General features: G+C 63.7%; 18 protein-coding genes. 7 read left to right on the top strand and 11 right to left on the bottom strand.

From position 1 onward, the window contains the following. Positions 1–35: 35 nt before the first annotated feature. The 3 genes from D8Z78_RS13050 to D8Z78_RS13040 form a co-directional block, all read right to left on the bottom strand. Positions 36–1571, bottom strand: coding sequence for a tripartite tricarboxylate transporter permease (locus D8Z78_RS13050; protein ID WP_121630715.1), 1536 nt, complete (start codon positions 1569–1571; stop codon positions 36–38). A gap of 3 nt (positions 1572–1574) precedes the next feature. Then, positions 1575–2006, bottom strand: a complete 432-nt coding sequence (locus D8Z78_RS13045) for a tripartite tricarboxylate transporter TctB family protein (RefSeq protein ID WP_121630714.1) — start codon at positions 2004–2006, stop codon at positions 1575–1577. Between the two features lie 94 nt (positions 2007–2100). Next, the gene (locus tag D8Z78_RS13040) at positions 2101–3069 is read right to left on the bottom strand and encodes a Bug family tripartite tricarboxylate transporter substrate binding protein (RefSeq protein ID WP_121630713.1); all 969 of its coding nucleotides are present in this window, start codon (positions 3067–3069) and stop codon (positions 2101–2103) included. Positions 3070–3216: 147 nt separating this feature from the next. Here D8Z78_RS13040 and D8Z78_RS13035 point away from each other — a divergent pair, with 147 nt between their 5' ends. Genes D8Z78_RS13035 through D8Z78_RS13025 form a run of 3 tightly spaced genes read left to right on the top strand, consistent with a single transcriptional unit; the run spans position 3217 to position 6255 of the window. Further along, entirely contained in the window at positions 3217–3891 is a 675-nt protein-coding gene (locus D8Z78_RS13035) for a response regulator transcription factor (RefSeq protein ID WP_121630712.1), read from the top strand. After that, positions 3884–5233 (top strand): sensor histidine kinase, encoded by a 1350-nt coding sequence (locus D8Z78_RS13030; protein ID WP_121630711.1) that lies wholly within the window; start codon positions 3884–3886, stop codon positions 5231–5233. The genes D8Z78_RS13035 and D8Z78_RS13030 overlap by 8 nt, the downstream gene beginning before the upstream one ends. Then, positions 5227–6255 (top strand): ABC transporter substrate-binding protein, encoded by a 1029-nt coding sequence (locus D8Z78_RS13025; protein WP_121630710.1) that lies wholly within the window; start codon positions 5227–5229, stop codon positions 6253–6255. Before D8Z78_RS13030 ends, D8Z78_RS13025 begins: the two co-directional genes overlap by 7 nt. A 4-nt stretch (positions 6256–6259) precedes the next feature. On the opposite strand, the gene D8Z78_RS13020 is transcribed toward D8Z78_RS13025, so the two are convergent. Beyond that, the gene (locus tag D8Z78_RS13020; RefSeq protein WP_121630709.1) at positions 6260–7141 is read right to left on the bottom strand and encodes a hypothetical protein; all 882 of its coding nucleotides are present in this window, start codon (positions 7139–7141) and stop codon (positions 6260–6262) included. A gap of 816 nt (positions 7142–7957) precedes the next feature. On the opposite strand from D8Z78_RS13020, the gene lepA reads away from it, so the two are divergent. Both lepA and D8Z78_RS13010 read left to right on the top strand, forming a co-directional pair. Then, positions 7958–9760 (top strand): translation elongation factor 4, encoded by a 1803-nt coding sequence (gene lepA, locus D8Z78_RS13015; protein WP_121630708.1) that lies wholly within the window; start codon positions 7958–7960, stop codon positions 9758–9760. Between the two features lie 186 nt (positions 9761–9946). Beyond that, entirely contained in the window at positions 9947–10639 is a 693-nt protein-coding gene (locus tag D8Z78_RS13010) for a hypothetical protein (protein WP_128910784.1), read from the top strand. A gap of 86 nt (positions 10640–10725) precedes the next feature. On the opposite strand, the gene D8Z78_RS25225 is transcribed toward D8Z78_RS13010, so the two are convergent. From D8Z78_RS25225 to D8Z78_RS12980, 7 genes are all read right to left on the bottom strand, one after another. Continuing rightward, entirely contained in the window at positions 10726–10854 is a 129-nt protein-coding gene (locus D8Z78_RS25225; protein ID WP_255446350.1) for a hypothetical protein, read from the bottom strand. Positions 10855–10922: 68 nt separating this feature from the next. Further along, positions 10923–12143: a glycosyltransferase family protein gene (locus D8Z78_RS13005; RefSeq protein ID WP_121630707.1), complete on the bottom strand. Its 1221-nt coding sequence runs from the start codon at positions 12141–12143 to the stop codon at positions 10923–10925. Then, the gene (locus D8Z78_RS13000; RefSeq protein ID WP_121630706.1) at positions 12136–12903 is read right to left on the bottom strand and encodes an HAD-IIB family hydrolase; all 768 of its coding nucleotides are present in this window, start codon (positions 12901–12903) and stop codon (positions 12136–12138) included. Before D8Z78_RS13000 ends, D8Z78_RS13005 begins: the two co-directional genes overlap by 8 nt. Before the next feature lie 55 nt (positions 12904–12958). Further along, positions 12959–13672: a proteasome-type protease gene (locus tag D8Z78_RS12995; protein ID WP_240672114.1), complete on the bottom strand. Its 714-nt coding sequence runs from the start codon at positions 13670–13672 to the stop codon at positions 12959–12961. A gap of 31 nt (positions 13673–13703) precedes the next feature. Beyond that, entirely contained in the window at positions 13704–14501 is a 798-nt protein-coding gene (locus D8Z78_RS12990) for a transglutaminase family protein (RefSeq protein ID WP_121630704.1), read from the bottom strand. Between the two features lie 4 nt (positions 14502–14505). Further along, complete coding sequence (locus tag D8Z78_RS12985) at positions 14506–15447, bottom strand: alpha-E domain-containing protein (RefSeq protein WP_121630703.1); 942 nt, start codon at positions 15445–15447, stop codon at positions 14506–14508. Position 15448: 1 nt separating this feature from the next. Continuing rightward, positions 15449–16873, bottom strand: a complete 1425-nt coding sequence (locus D8Z78_RS12980) for a circularly permuted type 2 ATP-grasp protein (protein WP_121630702.1) — start codon at positions 16871–16873, stop codon at positions 15449–15451. 200 nt (positions 16874–17073) lie between these two features. Between D8Z78_RS12980 and D8Z78_RS12975 the strand changes: the two genes are divergently transcribed. Continuing rightward, positions 17074–18015, top strand: a complete 942-nt coding sequence (locus tag D8Z78_RS12975; RefSeq protein ID WP_121630701.1) for a sugar-binding transcriptional regulator — start codon at positions 17074–17076, stop codon at positions 18013–18015. A gap of 164 nt (positions 18016–18179) precedes the next feature. After that, complete coding sequence (locus tag D8Z78_RS12970) at positions 18180–19487, top strand: ABC transporter substrate-binding protein (RefSeq protein WP_121630700.1); 1308 nt, start codon at positions 18180–18182, stop codon at positions 19485–19487. Positions 19488–19583 lie beyond the last annotated feature (96 nt).

Raw genomic sequence — 19583 nt, 5'->3', positions numbered from 1 at the left:
GCCACCCCCGCGCCGGGCGGGGATGGCCGATGGGCTCAATCGCTGATCGAGCCTTCGTCATCGCGCTTGGCGTGCATGCCCGCCTTGACCTTGCGGCCAATGATCAGCGGCAGGACAAAGCCGATGATCGCGATGGCCCAGAGGCTCAGCGCCAGCGGCGTGTCGACCAGCGTCCACCAATCGCCATTGTCGATGGTCACGGCGCGGCGTAGGTTGTTTTCCATCGCGTTGCCCAAGAGCGTGCCAAGGATGATCGGCACCAAGGGCACGTCGAACTTGCGCAGCACCCAGCCCATCACGCCAAAGCCGATCATCACCATCAGGTCAAAACTGGACCCCGAGATGCCGTAGATGCCGACAAAGCTGACCATCGCCACGATGGGCATCAGGATGCGGCTTGGCACCATCAGCACGCGGGTGAACAGGCCAACCATCGGGATGTTCATGGCCAGCAGCATGAAGTTGGCGATGAACAGCGCCGCGATCAGGCCCCAAACCACGTCCGGGTTCTGCGTGAACAGCAGCGGCCCCGGCGTGATGTTCAGGCTCAAGAGCACCGCCAGCAGCACGGCGGTTGTGCCCGACCCCGGCACGCCCAGCGCCAGCATCGGCACCAGCGCGCCCCCGGCGGCCGCGTTGTTGCCCGCCTCGGGCGCGGCCACGCCACGCGGATCGCCCGTGCCAAAGGTGCCCTCCTTGTCGACCAGACGCTTTTCCATGGAATAGCTGATGAACGACCCAAGCGACGCGCCAGCCCCCGGCAGCACCCCGGCAAGGAACCCGAGGAAGGAGGTGCGCAGCATGGTGGGGATGCATTGCTTGATCATCGACATCGGCGGGTAGAGCTTGCCGATCTTCAGCTTCGATCCATCCGCGTTCCCGCCATGACGGTTTTCGAGGAAGATGAAGACCTCGGACAAGGCGAACAGCCCGACGATGGCCACAAGGAAGTCGAGCCCGTCATACAGGTGCACCTCGCCAAAGGTGAAGCGCGGCACGCCGGTTTGCGTGTCGACGCCGATGGTGGCCAGCCCCAGACCCAAAGCGGCGGCAAAGGCGGACTTGGCTTGGTTGGTCGAGGACACCCCGCCCAGCGTCATGAAGGCCAGCGCGAAGAGGGCGAAATATTCCGCCGGGCCGAACAGCAGCGCGATCTTGACCAGCTGCGGCGCCAGCAGGATCAGCCCCCATGTGGCAAAGAACGCACCGACAAAAGACGCAATGCCCGATAGGCTCAGCGCTTCGCCCGCGAGGCCCTTTTTCGCCATCGGGTGGCCGTCGAGGCAGGTCATCATCGCCGGTTCATCGCCGGGAATGTTCAGCAGGATCGACGAGATCCGCCCGCCATACATCGCGCCGTAATAGACGGATGTCAGCAGGATCAGCGAGGGCGTCGCGCCAAGGCCCAGCGTAAAGGCCAGCGGGATCAGGATCGCCACGCCGTTGGACGGGCCAAGGCCCGGCAGCGCGCCCATGACCGTGCCCAGAAAGCAGCCCAGCAGCGCCAGCAGCAGGTTTTGCCATGTCAGCGCGATGGCGAACCCATCGCCAAGGTTGGAAAGCAGGTCCATGGATCAGAACCCCCACGGGCCCTTGGCCAGCGACAGGCCGAGGACGAGATGAAAGATGACATAGATGCCGACAGAGGTGCCGATGCCGGTCAGCACCGCCTCGATCAGGCCGGAGCCCAGACGCCATGCGAGGTATCCGGCGGCAAAGGCGGTCGCCAGAACGAACCCCGCCACGGGCAGCATCTGCGCATACAGCATCATGACGACCACGGCGGCGGCGATCTCGACCAGACGGCCCAGCGAGGGCCAGTCCGGTTCGGCATCGGGGCGCAGCACGATCACGAGGCTGGAAATGCCCAGAACGGCGGCGAGCAACAGGGGGAAGGCCTTGGGGCCGACGGCATCCGACAGAAAGCTTTCCTCGATCGCGAGCGCGGCAAAGACGTAACCGATGGCGAGGAGCAGGCCGACGACACCGAAGATACGATCGCTCATGGCAATCTCCTTTTCGGGTATCAGGGGGGCAGGTAAGGGGGTGGGCGCCGCACATGTCGCGCGGCGCCCCGTCAAGTGTCCCGTGAGTGTGGACTTACTTGATGATGCCGATTTCCTTGGAGATCGACTGGATCTGCGCGACCGAGTTGGTCACGAATTCCTGAAAGGCGTCGCCTTGCAGGTCGAGCGGCGCCAGACCGTTGGCGGCCATGGTTTCCTTCCACGCGTCCGACGCGTACAGGTCGGCGATCTTCGACACCCACTCGTTATAGGCCTCATCGCTCATGCCGCCCGGCGCGTAGAAGCCGCGCCAGTTCGCACCGATGGCGTCCACGCCCTGTTCGCGCGCGGTCGGGAACGCGGCGAATTCGCCGGGCAGACGCTCGGGCGACAGCACCGCCAGAACGCGGATGTCACCGCTGTCGACAAAGCCTTTGGCCTCGGAAATGTCGCCGGTGAAGGCCTGCACGGAACCAGCCAGCAGCTGGGTCACGGCTTCGCCGCCGCCATCGAAGGCGATGTATTTGACCGAGCGGACGTCGTCGATGCCATAGGCATTCGCCGCGATCAGAACCTTGAGGTGATCCCAGCCACCCACGGCCGAACCACCGGCGATGGAGACCGAGGTCGGGTCATTCTTGATCTGGTCGAGCAGCCCGGTCAGGTCGGTGACCTCGCTGTCGGCGGCGACGGCGATCACACCGTAATCGGCACCGATGGTGGCCAGCCAGCGCACCTGATCCATCGAGTTGCCCGGATAGGCGCCCTGCGCCAGACGGGTCGCGGTCGCGGTCGAGGCGGCCACGATCAGGTCATTGTCATCGCCGCGCTTGTTGACGACCTCGGCAAAGGCCACGCCACCGCCGCCACCGGCGAGGTTGACGACCTGCATGGTGCTGTCGATCAGGCCCAGATCCTGCATCGTCTTGCCGACCTGACGGCAGGTGAAGTCCCAGCCGCCGCCGGGGTTGGCGGGGGCGATGCATTCCTGCGCGGATGCGCCAAAGGTCGAAAGCGACAGCAGGGCAGCGGCAAGCGCGCCGCGGGTTGCGACAAATTTCATTGTGTCCTCCATAAAGTCTGCCCGGAGCACTCCCACGCCCGGGCATGTCTCCCCGCCTCCTCCGGGCCTTTGGGCCTTTCTTGCGGGTTGGGGATGTGTAACCACTATAGCTGTCACGAACCTGTCATCGCTGAAAAAGAGGGCATGATGCGAATCCTGATGGTCGAGGACGCGGTCGATCTCGCCGAAGGGGTGGTCGCCCATCTGGGCCGCGCCGGACTGACCTGCGATCTGGCCGAAACGCTGGAGGCCGCGCGCGATTGCCGCGCGGTGCAGCGCTATGACGCGATCATCCTCGACATCAACCTGCCCGATGGCTCGGGCCTTGACCTGCTGCGCGAGATGCGCGCCAGCGCCGACCGCACGCCGGTCTTGATGCTGACCGCGCTGGCCGAGGTCGACGACCGGGTCGAGGCGCTGGATCAGGGGGCGGACGATTACCTTGGCAAACCCTTCGACCAGCGCGAGTTGGAGGCCCGCCTGCGCGCATTGGTGCGCCGCGACGCCGCCCGCAAGGAAGAGGTCATCACCTTGGGATCATTGACCTATGTGCTCAAGGACCGCAGCGCGCAGCTGGGCGGCCGCCAGCTGGACCTGACCCGGCGCGAGGCCGCGATGCTGGATGTGCTGATCCGCCATCGCGGGCAATATATCTCGAAGGCGCGACTGTACGATTCCCTTTACGGCTTCGATGATGCCGATGTCGGCGTGAACGCGATCGAGTTGTATATCGCCCGGCTGCGCAAACGCTTTGCGGGCAGCGATGTGGCCATCGCCACGCAGCGCGGCGTGGGCTACCGGATCGGGCCAGCCGATGGCTAGACCCCGCGCGCTGGCCACCCGCGTCCTTTGGGCGGTGCTGACGATCCTCGTTCTGGGCGGGGTGCTGGTGGCCGCATCCACATGGTGGAACGGACGACAGGCCGCACGGCAAAGCTATGACCGCATCCTGCTGGGCGCGGCCAATGACATCGCCGAATCGATTCGCATCCAGAACGGCGCGCCCTTGGTGGTGCTGCCGGTCTCGGCCTTCGAATTGCTGGCGCAGGCCCCCGAGGACCGCATCCATTACGAGGTCCGCGGCCCCGGCGGTACCCGCATCACCGGGATCGACACCGACACCTTGATCGCCGCGCAGCCCGGTTTCTTCGACGCCACGCTGAACGGCGAGCCCGCGCGCTTCGTTCAGGTCACGCGGCGCTTTGTCGAACGGGATTTCTCCGGGCCGGTGGATGTCATCGTCGGCCAAACCCTGCGGGCGCGGCAGGCCATGGCCCTGACGCTCAGCCGCGATGCGCTTTGGCCGATGGCGCTGGCCGGGCTGGCGCTGGTCCTGATTGCATGGGCGGTGGTGCGCCGCGCGCTGGCCCCGCTCGATGCCATCACCGCAGACCTCGCCGCGCGTGACCCCTATGACCTGACCGCCATCCCCACCGACGATCTGCCGCACGAATTGCAGGTGCCGCTGACGGCGCTGAACCGCTTCATGGCGCGGCTCGAAGGCCAGCTGGACGCCATGCGCAACCTGATCTCCGACACCGCGCACCAACTGCGCACTCCCGTCGCCGCGATCCGCGTGCAGGCCGAGGCCGCACAGGCCGAAAGCGACCGCCCCAGCCGCGCGCTGGACCGGCTGTTGGGGCGCACGCGCAGCCTTGGCACCCTGCTCGACCAGTTGCTGAGCCGCGCTCTGGTGGTGCACCGCACCGACAGCGCGCCACGCCGCGTCGTCGACCTGCGCGAAATCGCGCTTGAGATGATCGAGCGCGACGACCACCCCGGCCTGTCGATCCGGCTCGAGATCGGCGAGGATCCGGTCACCGTGCGCGCCGACGCCTTTTCGCTGGGCGAGGCCGGGCGCAATCTGCTGGGCAACGCCGTCCGCCACGGTCAATCGCCGATCACCATCGGCGCCGATCGCATCGGCCCCGAGGCCCGGCTTTGGGTCCGCGACAGCGGCCCCGGTCCGGCGCCCGCCGTGCGCGACCGGCTCGGCACCCGCTTCAACCGGTCTGCCGGGTCGGGCGAAACCAGCGCCGGGATCGGCCTGTCCATCGTCCACGCGGTCGCCGCCGCCTTTGGCGGGCGGCTGGACATGACCGCCGACGAGACCGGCTTTACCATCGCGCTGGTGCTCCCCGGCGAAGAGGACCGCACATGCTGAAATGGCTCACCCTGCTGATCTGCCTGTCCGCCCCCGCCCTCTCGCAGGAGGCGGTCGCGCGTTTCGGCAGCGGGCCGACCCCCTTCCTGATCCGCTCGACCACCGATATCGCCATCATCCGTCCCGTGATCGACCGGTTTGCAGAACTGCGTCCCGATCTGACCGTGACCTATGAGCAATGGGGATCGAACGCGCTGTTTGCCCGCAGCAGGGCCGAGTGCCGGGGCGAGGGCACGCCCGCCGACGCGGTCCTGTCCTCGGCGGTGCAGCAGATGGTCTGGCTGGTCAACGCCGCCTGCGCCCAGCCGCACCGCTCTGCCGTCACCGCCGCCCTGCCCGACACCCGCCGCTGGCGCGACGAGTTGTGGGGGATCACGCTGGAACCGGCCGCCATCGCCTATAACCGCGCGGCCTTCGCCGGGGCCGAGGTGCCGCGCAGCCGCTTTGCCCTGCTCGACGCCCTGCGCGCCGACCCCGACCGCTACCGCAACCGCATCGCCACCTATGACATTGCCGCCTCGGGCCTTGGGTTTCTGTTCGCCTTCAGCGACAGCAACGAGGCGACGACCTTCGGCGCCCTGCTCGAAGGCTTCGCCCGCGTCGACGCCGTCGCCACCTGTTGCAGCGCCGAGATCATCGCGGGCGTGGCCGAGGGCCGCTATATCGTCGCCTACAACGTGCTGGGGTCTTATGTGGCCAGCGCCGCGCGGCCGGAAGTCGGCATGATCCTGCCCGAGGATTACACGCTGATCCTGTCGCGCGCCTACATGATCCCGCGCGGCGCGGTGCAAGCGGCGTCGGCCAAGGCGCTGCTGGACTACCTCCTGACCCCCGAAGCGCAGGGCCTGTTGGAACAGGCCGGTCTGGTGGCCTCGATGGACGTGACCGAGACCGGCCTCGCCCCCAGCGCCCGCCGCTCCATCGCCTTGTCACCCTCGCTGCTGGTGGGTCTGGACCAGACCCGCCGGAACCTGCTGCTGGAGTTCTGGGCCGACACATTCGCCCCCGGGGATGTGCCGTGAGGGGCTATCGCTTGTCGGCGATCCTTGCACCCTGAACCTGTCGTTCCGACTGTTTCGGCTCGGCTTCGCCCCACAACTCATCCCACTGACGCGCGATATTTTCGTTGCGCTGGCGCAGGCCGGTCTCGTCATCCGAAACGTGCCAGTAGACCACGCCCACGGCACTGAGCATCGCCCCCACCGCAGGACCAAGGATCTTGACCTCCTTGAACCACGGCTTTTCCTTCACCTCGGGCGCGCATTTCACCGCCGCAAGGTCGGCCTCAAGCTGCGCCACGCGCGCCTTCAGCCGCCCGATTTCCTCGCGCAGGGCCTGTTCGCTGGCCGCGCTTTGCGCCTGATGGGCAAGGATACCCCCGATCCGGTCGAGACTGGCGGGGATCGCCTCCAACGCGTTGAGGAATTCGGGCGTTTCATTCAGCCAATCCTTGGTCGCGGCCTGAAACTGGTAGAAATTCTGGGTGATCGTCTGCGACGTGTGGCTCACAGAAGCGATGACGCTTTGCGGATAGACAAACAGGCGCGAGACATCCTTCGGCTCGAACTCCGGCGCGCGCCCGGCCTTGGCCGCCTGCTCGGCGTTCCACGCGTCCTCGATCTTCGCGATGGCGGCGGCGGCGGCTTTGGGATCGCCGCTGTCCCAGACGTCTTGGTCGATCTCCAGCGCGATGCGGGTCATCAGGTCGATGGGCAGCGGCTTGCCCTCGGCCATGGCAAAGAACCAGCGGCGCAGAAAGGCGAAATCGGGGTCGTCCAGAAGCAAGGGGCCAAGCTTGGCCGGGTCCAATTCCTCGGGCCAGCCCTGCCCGTGCCAGAGGTCTTGGTGGAGCATGGTTTCGGCGCCGAAATCGGCGTCACGGTAGGCGGCGGCGCGATGCGCAATCATGGCTGCGCCTTTTCCTTCAACTATAACGGCCACCGCGTTGTTCGCCATAGTTACCGCATCTGCGGCGTAGCCAAATGCGTTATTTGCGTTGGAAGCAGCCGTTGATGCCGCAAACGCCGCGGCGGCGGCTGCGTGCATGATTCCTGTTCTTACAGTGGGTGTGCTGTAGATCGCGTGGAAGGCACGATCGACGAGGCGCTGGTCTGGCGATTGAGTAGCAGCAACGCTGACCATTAGGCAGCAGGCAGAGGTCAAACTGGTGCGCTCCGGATCCTGTGACGGTTCATTGGCCTTCGAAAACCGTCGCGCTTGTAGCAGCGGCCAAACGCGCAGCGCCGCACGCGCCGCCATCGCGACGCAAACCGCTTTTGGCTGCGCTTCTATCCAAACCTTGAAGCCATTCTGCGATTTAAACTCCACCGGCCCCTCTCACACCTGCCCCGTGCAACCTTACCGCGACGGGTCCAAAGCACAAGCGCCCGCCACAGGCCCCGGCGCGGGCGTCAGACCGGGCCATGCCCGTCCGAGCCTCAAACGCTCCCCCGGACCGTTTGCCGCTGCGCGGACCGCCTCGGACCCCTCCCCGCGGGAGGGCGTTCCGGCGAGGTCGGACGCCGCACGCGCGAGATCGCCACTCGAAAGCCCATTGTGACCCACAATCGTTCCAAACGCCCACCCGTCGCCATTGTCGCTCGGACCAATGGCGCAACATCGGCGACCGGGCGTGGCCCTCTGCACGACGTTCACAACCCTTGCCAATCCGCCCCTTTCACGCCATATGCACGGATCAAACCTCTGCCCTTCAGGACAGCCCTCATGATCCCTCTGAACCGCATCCGCAACTTCTCGATCGTCGCTCATATCGACCACGGGAAATCCACGCTCGCCGACCGGCTGATCCAGCTCACCGGCACCGTGCAGGAACGGGACATGAAGGCGCAGCTGCTCGACGCCATGGACATCGAGCGCGAGCGCGGCATCACGATCAAGGCCAACACCGTCCGCATCGAATATCCCGCCAAGGATGGCGAGACCTATATCCTCAACCTGATCGACACCCCCGGACACGTGGACTTTGCCTATGAGGTCAGCCGCTCCATGCGCGCGGTCGAGGGGTCCTTGCTGGTCGTCGACGCCACCCAGGGGGTCGAGGCGCAGACGCTCGCCAATGTCTACACCGCCATCGACGCCGATCACGAGATCGTCCCCGTGTTGAACAAGATCGACCTGCCCGCGGCCGAGCCCGAGCGTGTGGCCGAACAGATCGAGGATGTCATCGGCATCGACGCCTCTGACGCCTGCCTGATCTCGGCCAAGACCGGCATCGGCATCCCCGACGTGCTGGAAGCGATTGTGAAACGCCTGCCCCCGCCCCATGGCGGCGACCCGGACGCGCCGTTGAAGGCGATGCTGGTCGACAGCTGGTATGACCCCTACCTTGGCGTCGTCGTCCTGATCCGCGTGATGGACGGCACCATCCGCAAGGGCGACAACATCCGCATGATGCAGACCGGCGCGAAATACGGCGTCGACAAGCTGGGCGTTTTCCGCCCCGCCATGCAGGACGTCAAGGAACTGGGCCCGGGCGAGATCGGCTTTTTCACCGGTTCGATCAAGCAGGTCCGTGACACCAAGGTCGGCGACACCATCACCACCGAAAAGAAGGGCTGCGAAACGCCCCTGCCCGGCTTCAAACCCTCGGTCCCCGTGGTGTTCTGCGGCCTCTTCCCGGTCGACTCGAATGAATTCGAGGACCTGCGCGACGCGATCGAGAAACTGGCCCTGAACGACGCCTCCTTCAGCTACGAGATGGAAACCTCTGCCGCGCTTGGCTTTGGCTTCCGCTGCGGCTTCCTTGGCCTTTTGCACCTCGAGGTCATCCGCGACCGGATCGAGCGGGAATACAATATCGAACTGATCACCACCGCGCCCTCGGTGATCTATCACCTTTATATGAAAGACGGCGAAAAGATCGACCTGCACAACCCCGCCGACATGCCCGACATGTCGAAGGTCGACCATATCGAGGAACCGCGCATCAAGGCGACGATCATGGTCCCCGACGACTATCTCGGCGACGTGCTGAAACTGTGCCAAGACCGGCGCGGCTTGCAGTTGGACCTGACCTATGTGGGCGGGCGCGCGATGGCGGTCTATGACCTGCCGCTGAACGAGGTGGTCTTTGACTTCTACGACCGTCTGAAATCGGTGACCAAGGGCTATGCGTCGTTTGATTACCAGATGGAGGGCTACCGCGAGGACAATCTGGTCAAGATGCAGATCCTCGTGAATGACGAGCCGGTGGATGCGCTGTCGATGATGGTCCACCGCGACCGCGCCGAGATGCGTGGCCGTGCCATGTGCGAAAAGCTGAAAGATTTGATCCCCCGCCACATGTTCAAGATCCCGATTCAGGCGGCGATTGGCGGCAAGGTTATCGCGCGCGAGACATTGTCGGCGCTGCGCAAGGACGTGACGGCCAAGTGCTATGGCGGCGACGCGACCCGGAAGAAGAAGCTGCTGGAAAAGCAGAAGGCGGGCAAGAAGAAGATGCGCCAGTTCGGGAAGGTGGAAATCCCGCAGGAAGCGTTTATTTCCGCACTGAAAATGGACAGCTAAGGCTGTCCAGTTTCGGTGCGAGTGGGCGAAAGCGGGTTCTGCGAAGCAGGTTCCGCGTGCCCACAACTGGATTGCGGCGAAGCTCACCGAGCGATACATAACGCACGATTACCTGCCGATCCTTTTGACAGAACTAAATAAACACTGCATTGTGATCGATACTTTTGAGTGCGATCTAACTGGCAGGTGTTCGATTTGGATTTTGCAACTGAGACCTTGGAAACATTGGCGGTGGCATCTGGAGGAAATTTCTGTCTTTCCCGAAGCGATTTATTCGTATCCGGGTCAGATCGCGATAACATAGACAGAGATATCTACCCTGCTCTAGAAGCGTCTGTACTATTCGAAAGAGTTTTCTTACTTGGCCCGGTAGTTGACATAAGATGGCAGTACGGAGAACTTTCGTTTTCATTGCTTAATTCAGCACGGCGAGACGAAACGATTTTGGGTGAGGCCATTTCTCTAAACGATAGCTCTGTCCGATTAGGCTTCACATTTTGCGAATATGCGGTTTTCTTTCTCTCTAAAACTGAAAAAGCGCTCGAAGACATCAACTACGTTCCTGCAACCGAGTCATATTCGGATCGCCTTAAGGAACTTAAAGAGCGTAGAGTTATTGATAAGGACACTGACACGCTTCTACGGCAGTTAAAGCAGACAAGAGACAATTTCGCCCACTCGTTTACACCTCTAAAAAAATTGCGATATTTAGGAGAGGAATTGGAGTCGTCTGGTCAGTTTGTGAAGGACCTATTTATGGCATCAAAAGCTCTCGAACAGGAGTTCATCAAGCGCCAGCACCTTCAAGTAAACTGGGGCCTATTTTCCTTGGTACTTAAAGCCATACGCCTTACGAGAAGCGAAGCAGCCTCTAAGTAAGACGCTAACCTGAATTATGAGCTCCATTGCTTGGCCCGGTGTTGACAATGGCATGCCCAATACAAGCACCTATTGGTGCATGCCCCTCACCCATGCCCAATCCAAGCCGCCACGCCGAACAGCACCAGCGTCACCAACATGAACCGCACCAGATACCAAGCCGAGGGTTCGGCGGGGTTCAGGCGGTGCCAGATGTCCGATAGAAAAGCGCGCATGAGTCCTCCCAGATCGTGCCACTCGATCCCGCTTCATACGCCCGCGCGAAACGCGCAACCAGCCCCTTTCAGGCGTAGTCCGCTTCGTCCGCGCTGACCGCCGCCTTCAATTCGGCAACCAGTTCCGGATCGGCGGCGTTGACGCGGGACCAGTTGGGGATGAACGGCGCCTCGTTGGGCTTCGCCATGAAGGTATGCCCGGCGGCCATGATGTTCTCGGCGAACAGTTCGATGGTCTTTTCCTCGCGGTGGCGATCCACCGTCAGCCCGTTCATCTTGGCGTCGTTGTCGTAGAACTCCAACAGGTCCAGCGCGCAGCGGTAGTACGTGGCCTTGAGGGTGCGGAACGTGTTGGCCGTCATGATGGTTCCATCGGCGGCGAGCTTGCGGAAGATCGCCTTGCAGATGTCGGTGGACATGCGGTTGAGGCCGGTGGCGGCGTCTTCCTCGGACACGGTCTGATGCTTGTGGTCATAGGCGTCGGCGATTTCCACCTGGCAGACGGCGTGGCGGCCCAGATTGCGCCAAGCCTCTGACAAGACGCCGATTTCCAGCCCCCAATCGGACGGAATGCGCAGGTCGGGCAGCAGCGAGGTGCGCAGGGCGAATTCCCCCGACAGCGGGTAGCGGAAGCTGCGCAGGTAGTCGATATAGTCGCGGTCCCCCACCACCTTCTTGAGCGCGATCAGCAGGGGCGAGACGAGCAGGCGGGTGACACGCCCGTTCAGTTTTCCGTCGCCGATACGCGGGTAGTAGCCCTTGGACAGCTGGTAGCGGAAGTTCGGATTGACCACCGGATAGACCAGCCGCGCCAGCATATCCCTTTGATATGTCACGATATCACAGTCGTGCAGAGCCATCACGGCGCTGTCGGCACAAGAGATCAGGTATCCCATGCAGGACCACATGTTCTTGCCCTTGCCCGGCTCCGGCGGGGCGAGGCCAAGCGCATCCAGACGTGCCTCCAGCGCCTTCATCCGGGGACTGTCATTCCAGATGACGACGTGTTTCTGCGGCAGCCGGGCAAAGAAGTCGCGGGCATGGCGGTATTGCGCTTCGGTTGCGCGGTCGAGGCCGATGATGATGCGATGCAGGTAGGTGACCTTGGACAGTTCGTCGACGATGTTCTCCATCGCCGGGCCTTCGAGTTCGGAATAGAGGCAGGGCAGGACGAGGCTGATCTTGCGGGTCTGGGCAAAGGTCTCGATCTCGTAGACCAGTTCCTCGATCGGGCGTTGGCGCAGGTTGTGGAATTGCGCGATATTGCCGTTCTGGTGGAAGTCAGCCATCGAAGGCCCCCTTTTCGGTCAGCTCAGTCAGAATGTCGGTCATGGCCGCGTTCCAGCCCGTCGGGCCGGGGGCCTGCGTGCGGCGGATGGTGCCGGTGGCCTCGCCCGGCTGGGTCGGCAGACCGGGGCCGTGGGCGTTGCGTATGATCACGCCATAGGTGGCGGTGTTCAGCATTTCGAGGTCATTGGGCGCGTCGCCCAGCGCGATGGTGGTGTCGGCGCGCATGTCCTGCGCGACCTCACGCAGGGCGTCGGCCTTGGTCCGGCCAAAGGAGAGCGTCAGGAAGCGTCCCCCTTGGCGGGCCGTGATGCCGTGGTCGGACAGGGTGTCGGTGAAGGCGTCCAGATCATCGCCGCGCCAAAGCCCCGGTTCCGAGAAGCACCGCTGACGGGCCAGCGCCGCCCGTGCCAAGGGCAGGCCCGTGACCTCGGCCACCTCGGCATCGGTCATATCGCCAAAGCCCCGAAACGGGGCGTTCAGATCGGCCAGCACCGCCCGCAAGCGCCTGTAGGCGCTGTCATCCTGCGCGGCCTCGCCGGGACGGTACAGCCCTGCCCCGTTCTCGACGATGGCGGGCGCGTCCCCCAGACCCAGCTCGGCATGCAGGGGGGCGACTTCGGCGGCGGTTTTCGAGGTGCTCAGGATCAGCGGACTACCCAGACGTTTCAAACGGTCCAGCGCAGGGCGCGCGGGGTCATAGGAATATGTCTGGTGATCCAGAAGGGTTCCGTCCAAATCGCTGAAAACCAGCAGTCTCACATGTCTCTCCCGGCGCGCGGGCGCCTGTTGCAGACCGGGACCGCCGGGCGCGGCCTCAGTCCGGGTAATCCGGCAGCTGATCCAGCGCCGCTTTCAGGCTTTCGCCCCAATCGGTGCTGATCTTGCGGAAATAGGGGTCGTTCAACTCGACCCGCCCCCGACGCCCGGTGGCAAAGCTGTCGGTCTCGTAGAAATGGTAGTCGAAGGGCGCGCCCACGGTCAGGTTCGCCTTGAGCGTCGAGTCGAAGCTGACCAGAAGCAGCTTCATCGCCTGCGCAAAGTCGAGACCGGGATCATAGGCGCGCACCAGAATGGGGCGGCCGTATTTCATCTCGCCGATCTGGAAGAAGGGCGTGTCGCTGCCCGCTTCGATGAAGTTGCCCTCGGGGTAGATCAGGAACAGGCGGGGCGGCGTGCCCTTGATCTGCCCGCCAAGGATCAGCGTCGCGTTGAAGGCGCTGTCGGCGCGTTGGCCGCCTTGGGCGTGGGTCTCGATGACTTCGCGCAGGGTGCCCGCCACCAGCCGGGCGACCTGAAACATGGACGGCTCTGCCATGATCGAGGGGTTGCGGTCATCCGGGGCCTTGGTGCGTTCTTCCAGCAGGCTGACGACGGCTTGGGTCGTGGCGAGGTTCCCCGCGCTCATCAGCGTGATGGACCGTTCGCCCGGCTCTTCCCAGATGGTCATCTTGCGATATGTGGAAATGTTGTCGAGCCCGGCATTGGTGCGGGTATCGGACATGAAGGCGATGCCCCGATCCAGCATCATTCCCACGCAATAGGTCATTTTTCCCGGCCTTTTATTGCTGCGCCACCGCGATCTGGACGTCCAGCAGTTCCGCGCCGGGCCCCATCCGCAAGCCATGTACCGGCGAAGCCTCGCTATAGTCCAGCCCCGTCGCGACGCGGACATAGCGCATATCGGGGGAAATCGCGTTCGACGGATCGAAGCCCACCCAGCCAAGCCCGTCCACATGCGCCTCGGCCCAGGCATGCATGGCGTCCTGGTCGACGCGGTCATCCAGCATGAGGTAGCCGGACACGTAGCGCGCGGGAAGACCCATGGCACGCGCCGCAGCGATGAAGACATGGGCGTGGTCCTGACACACGCCCTTGCCCGCGCTCAGCGCGTCCTCGGCGGTCCAGTCGGGCTGCGATGCGCCGACCTCGTAGGCGACCGTCTCGCCCACCATGGCCGACAAGGCGTGCAGGCGGGACAGCGCGTCGGCCCCCTCGACCTTCTTCAGCAGCGCCTTGACCCCCGGCCCCGCTGTCGTGCGCGGCGTGCCCTGTTCATACAGCCACAGCGGCGAGGGCCCGGTGTGGCGCCCGATCACGCCCGCATTGTCCTGAATCTCGATCTCGCCTTCCGAGGTGATCTCGACCTCGGACACGTCGCGGTCAAAGCTGATCAGTTCCACCACGTTGTGGTGGTGATCCTCGTAGGATAGCTGCCGCGTCGCGCCGGTCAGTGTCGTCGACCAGTTGATGACCCATTGGCCATGCCCATCCTTGGGCGTCTTGCGCACCTGTTGCAGGCCGAAGCGCGCGGGCGGGTCGAAGCGGTAGCGGGTGGTGTGGCGGATCTTCAGGCGCATGGCATCACTCGTAGAAGCGGTAGTCGCGTTCGATCTGGGCGCCCAGTTCGGCATACAGCCCCACGACCTTCTGGATGAATTGGTGCAGACCGAAATCGAACACGGCATCGATGTCGTGGCTCAGATACGAGCGTTCGATATGGTCCGCCTTCAGGTAGCTTTCGGCGCGTGTGCCGTAATCATTGTCCAGATACCCGAGATTGTCCCGCAGCTTGCGCGTGCAAAACGCCAGACTGCGCGGCATCCGGCGGTCGAGGATCAGGAATTGCGCAATGTCGCGCGGGTCCAGCGTCGAGCCGTACTCCATCCGGAACCCGCCCCGCGCCGAGACCGAGCGCAGGATCGTTTCCCATTGCACATTGTCCACTGCTGACCCGACAGATCGGACAGAGGGCAGCAGCACGTAATATTTCACGTCCAGAATGCGCGCGGTGTTGTCGCCGCGTTCAAGGAATGTCCCGATCCGGGCGAAATCGTAGATGTCGTTGCGCAGCATGGTGCCGTGGGTGGCACCGCGCACCAGCGCCGTGCCCTGCCGGATTTCCCCAAGGATTCCCGGCAGATCGCGTTCGTTCACCTTACGCGCCAATAGGGTGCGGGCACGCATGTAGGCGCCGTTCACCGCGTTCCAGACCTCACCCGTCAGGGCCGTGCGCACCAGTCTTGCATTGTGCCGCGCCGACGCGATCGACGACATGACCGATGACGGGTTGTCCGTCGCCCGCAGCATCCAGTCGATGGCCGTGTCCTTTGTCACTTCACCGTTCGCCGCCTCGTATCCCGGCAGCATCGCCGCGCTTTCCATGACCGAGCGCCATTCGTTCTCGGTCGAGCCCAGCCGCGTCAGCGCGATGCGCTGGCCGGTTTCGACCAAGCGCGAGGTGTTCTCGGCCCGTTCGAGATAGCGGTACATCCAATACAGGCCATTGGCCGTTTTCCCCAGCATGTCAGTCCTCCAACACCCAGGTGTCCTTGGTGCCGCCCCCTTGCGAGGAGTTGACGACCAGAGAGCCCTTCTTCAATGCAACCCGCGTCAGCCCGCCCGGAACGATGCGGATATCGTCGGGGCTGACCAGCACGAAGGGGCGCAGGTCTACGTGGCGCGGCGCCAGCCCCTTGTTGGTGAAGATCGGCACGGTGGACAGGCTCAGCGTCGGCTGGGCGATGTAGTTGGCGGGCCGCGCCTTCAGTTTCTTGCGGAAATCCGACAGGTCCTTTTTCGTCGCCGTCGGGCCGATCAGCATGCCGTAGCCGCCGGACCCGTGCACCTCCTTGACGACCAGATCGGCGAGGTTGTCGAGAACATAGGCGAGGCTTTCGGGATCGGAACAGCGCCATGTGGGCACGTTTTCCAGCAAGGGCCGCTCGCCCGTGTAGAATTCGACGATCTCGGGCATGTAGCTGTAGACCGCCTTGTCATCGGAAATCCCGGTGCCGGGGGCGTTGGCGATGGTGATCCTGCCCGCACGGTAGACATCCATGATCCCCGGCACGCCCAGCGCGCTTTCGGGGTTGAAGTTCAAAGGGTCGAGAAAGTCGTCATCGACCCGCCTGTAGATCACGTCGATGGGTTTGTAGCCGCGCGTGGTGCGCATCTGCACCCGGCCATCGACCACGTGCAAATCATGCCCCTCGACCAGTTCGACGCCCATCTGGTCGGCCAGGAACGAATGCTCGAAATAGGCGGAGTTGAAGATGCCGGGCGTCATCACCGCGACGCAGGGCTTGCCTTCGGTGCCCGCAGGCGCGCAGGCCGCCAGCGAGCGCAGCAGTTCGACCGGGTAGTTCTGCACCGGCTGCACGCGGTTCTGCGAGAACAGTTCCGGGAACATCTGCAACATCGTCTCGCGGTTTTCCAGCATGTAGCTGACACCCGAGGGCGTGCGGGCGTTGTCTTCGAGCACGTAAAACTCGTCATCCCCGGTGCGCACCAGATCGATGCCGACGATATGGGTATAGATGCCACCCGGAGGTTCCACCCCCATCATCTGCGGCAGGAAGGCCTCGTTCTTGGAGATCATCTCGCGCGGGATGCGGCCCGCTTTGATGATCTCCTGCCCGTGGTAGATGTCGTACAGAAAGGCGTTGATGGCGCGGACACGCTGTTCGATGCCCTTGCTCAATTTCTGCCATTCGCGCCCTGAAATGATGCGCGGAATGATGTCGAAGGGGATCAGACGTTCCTCGGCCTCGGCCCGGCCATAGACGTTGAAGGTGATGCCCGTGAGGCGGAACAACTCCTCCGCCTCGCGCTGTTTTGCCCGGAGCCGCCGGGGCTCTTCGCCATCAAACCAGGTCTGAAAGCCCTGATACGGTGCACGCAGGGTGTCATCCCTGCCCCACATTTCATCAAAGATCGGTGTGTCGCTCATGGCCTGATCCTGCGGATGCCCTTACCGGAGTTTCCATCGCCCGCGCACGGTTCCACAAGCATTTACCGTCGACGACGGCCAACGCCGCCCAAATAATGATCCAATCGTTTAAAAATTAAGCAGAATCCAAATCATCTCGGCATGCTTGTCAAACCTTGGGCGGATGCTCAGTATGCAGCACGGATTTTCGGGAAAGACGCATGAGTTCAAGGGATACCAAGCTGGACGACGCGGCGCGTGCCGCGTGGCTGGCCTATATCGGTGGCATGAAACAGGACGAGATCGCCAGCATCATGGGGCTGTCGCGGCAATCGGTGCAGCGGCTGGTCAGTCAGGCGGTGGCTGGTGGGCTGGTCAAGACCCGCATCGACCACCCGATCTCGCAATGCATGGACCTCGCCCGGGATCTGAAAGCGCGCTACGGCCTGCAAATCTGCGAGGTGGTGCCGCAACTGGCCAGTGACGCCGCGACGGGAACCGCCGTGTCGCACGCCACCGGCCACCTGATCGAGCGCTGGCTGTCCAAACCCGACCCGCTGATCCTTGGGATCGGCACGGGGCGGACCTTGCGCGGCGCGGTCGACCACCTGCCGCATCTGGATTGCGCCCGGCACAAGATCATCTCGTTGACCGGGAACATCTCGCCCGATGGGTCGACCGCGCTGTACAACGTGCTCTTCACCATGGCGGAAAAGGTCACCGCCCCGACCTTTCCCATGCCGGTCCCGGTGATCTCGGCCTCTGCCGGGGAACGCACCGCCCTGCTCGGGCAAAAGACACTCGCCACCCATCACGACCTGTCGCTGCATACCGACATCCGCTTTGTCGGCATCGGCGCGATCGAAGGCGACGCGCCGCTCGTGCTGGACGGGTTCATCACCCGCGAGGATCAGGCCCGGCTTCTGGGCAAGGGGGCTGTCGGCGAAATCATCGGCTATGTCTTCGACGCAGGCGGCCAGTTGATCGACGACGATATCAACACCCGTGTCAGCTCGGCGCCGCTGCCAGCCTCGCCTGTCTACCCCACGATCGCCGCCGCGCATGGCCACCGCAAACGGCCCGCGATTCGTGCCGCTTTGGACGGGAAACTGATCAACGGCCTGATTACGGACGAGGCAACCGCCGCCGCCCTGCTCGGTTAGCGCCAACTCTGCCCCTGATTTTTTCCTTTCCTTAACGGAGAGTTACCCTACCTCCTGCCCATGCGGGCCACGTGGGGGGTTGACGCAACACCTCCTCAAATGAATAATTGCCCGCACTGATGGCATTTGCTCATGCAGCATTATGTCCCAATGGGAGGATACACATGAAAACGACCGTTCGCGCCCTTCTGGGCGCTTCCGCACTGACGGCTGTCGCTCTTGCAGCGCAGGCCGAGACCCTGACCATCGCGACCGTGAACAACGGCGACATGATCCGGATGCAGGGCCTGACCTCTGATTTCACCGAGAAGACCGGCCACGAGGTCGAGTGGGTGACGCTCGAGGAAAACGTGCTGCGCCAGCGCGTGACCACCGACATCACCACCAAGGGCGGTGCCTTCGACATCATGACCATCGGCATGTACGAAACCCCGATCTGGGGTGCCAATGGCTGGCTCGTTCCGCTGGACGACCTGTCCGAGAGCTACGACGCCGACGACATCCTGCCCGCCATGCGCGCAGGCCTCAGCCATGACGGCACGCTCTATGCGGCGCCCTTCTATGGCGAAAGCTCGATGATCATGTACCGCACCGACCTGATGGAAAAGGCCGGTCTGGAAATGCCCGAGGCCCCGACCTGGCAGTTCATCCGCGAGGCGGCGGCGGCGATGACCGACCGCGAAAACGACATCAACGGCATCTGCCTGCGCGGCAAGGCGGGCTGGGGCGAAGGCGGTGCCTTCATCACCGTGACCGGCAACTCCTTCGGCGCGCGCTGGTTCGACGAGGATTGGAACGCCCAGTTCGACCAACCCGAGTGGAAAGAGGCGCTGACATTCTTCGTCGACATGATGTCGGAAAGCGGTCCGGCGGGCTATGCCACCAACGGCTTCAACGAGAACCTCTCGCTGTTCCAGCAAGGCAAGTGCGGCATGTGGATCGACGCCACCGTCGCGGCCTCCTTCGTGACCAACCCCAACGACTCGACCGTCGCGGACAAGGTCGGCTTTGCGCTGGCCCCGAACGCCGAGGGCGTGGAAAAGCGCGCCAACTGGCTCTGGGCATGGGCGCTGGGGATCCCGGCTGGCACCCAGAAAGAGGCTGCCGCCAAGCAGTTCATCGAATGGGCCACCTCGAAGGAATATATCGAGCTGGTCGCCGCCAACGAAGGCTGGGCCAACGTGCCCCCGGGTGCCCGCACGTCGCTCTATGAGAACGACAACTACAAGGACATCCCGTTTGCCAAGATGACGCTGGATTCGATCAACGCTGCCGATCCGCAGAACCCGACCGTGGACCCGGTGCCTTATGTCGGCGTGCAGTTCGTGGCGATCCCGGAATTCGCGGGCATCGCGACCGAGGTCAGCCAGGAATTCTCGGCGGTCTATGCCGGGCAGCAGTCGGTGGACGAGGCGCTGGCCAAGGCGCAAGACATCACCAACGAAGCCATGGAAGCAGCGGGTTACCGCTAATCTCCCCCGAGGGGGTGGCCACGCGCCGCCCCCTCATTCGTTTGTCCCTTTATGATGCCCGCCGCCCTGCGCGGCCCGATGACCCAAACCCGAGGG

The organism is Tropicibacter alexandrii, assembly GCF_003667315.2.
GTDB lineage: Bacteria > Pseudomonadota > Alphaproteobacteria > Rhodobacterales > Rhodobacteraceae > Tropicibacter > Tropicibacter alexandrii.
This window is presented reverse-complemented; position numbering and strand designations above follow the sequence as displayed.

Coding starts and splice junctions, on each gene's coding strand:
- D8Z78_RS13050 (WP_121630715.1), bottom strand. CDS start 1,571: ATGGACCTGCTTTCCAACCTTGGCGATGGGTTCGCCATCGCGCTGACA.
- D8Z78_RS13045 (WP_121630714.1), bottom strand. CDS start 2,006: ATGAGCGATCGTATCTTCGGTGTCGTCGGCCTGCTCCTCGCCATCGGT.
- D8Z78_RS13040 (WP_121630713.1), bottom strand. CDS start 3,069: ATGAAATTTGTCGCAACCCGCGGCGCGCTTGCCGCTGCCCTGCTGTCG.
- D8Z78_RS13035 (WP_121630712.1), top strand. CDS start 3,217: ATGCGAATCCTGATGGTCGAGGACGCGGTCGATCTCGCCGAAGGGGTG.
- D8Z78_RS13030 (WP_121630711.1), top strand. CDS start 3,884: ATGGCTAGACCCCGCGCGCTGGCCACCCGCGTCCTTTGGGCGGTGCTG.
- D8Z78_RS13025 (WP_121630710.1), top strand. CDS start 5,227: ATGCTGAAATGGCTCACCCTGCTGATCTGCCTGTCCGCCCCCGCCCTC.
- D8Z78_RS13020 (WP_121630709.1), bottom strand. CDS start 7,141: ATGATTGCGCATCGCGCCGCCGCCTACCGTGACGCCGATTTCGGCGCC.
- lepA (WP_121630708.1), top strand. CDS start 7,958: ATGATCCCTCTGAACCGCATCCGCAACTTCTCGATCGTCGCTCATATC.
- D8Z78_RS25225 (WP_255446350.1), bottom strand. CDS start 10,854: ATGCGCGCTTTTCTATCGGACATCTGGCACCGCCTGAACCCCGCCGAA.
- D8Z78_RS13005 (WP_121630707.1), bottom strand. CDS start 12,143: ATGGCTGACTTCCACCAGAACGGCAATATCGCGCAATTCCACAACCTG.
- D8Z78_RS12995 (WP_240672114.1), bottom strand. CDS start 13,672: ATGATGCTGGATCGGGGCATCGCCTTCATGTCCGATACCCGCACCAAT.
- D8Z78_RS12990 (WP_121630704.1), bottom strand. CDS start 14,501: ATGCGCCTGAAGATCCGCCACACCACCCGCTACCGCTTCGACCCGCCC.
- D8Z78_RS12985 (WP_121630703.1), bottom strand. CDS start 15,447: ATGCTGGGGAAAACGGCCAATGGCCTGTATTGGATGTACCGCTATCTC.
- D8Z78_RS12980 (WP_121630702.1), bottom strand. CDS start 16,873: ATGAGCGACACACCGATCTTTGATGAAATGTGGGGCAGGGATGACACC.
- D8Z78_RS12975 (WP_121630701.1), top strand. CDS start 17,074: ATGAGTTCAAGGGATACCAAGCTGGACGACGCGGCGCGTGCCGCGTGG.
- D8Z78_RS12970 (WP_121630700.1), top strand. CDS start 18,180: ATGAAAACGACCGTTCGCGCCCTTCTGGGCGCTTCCGCACTGACGGCT.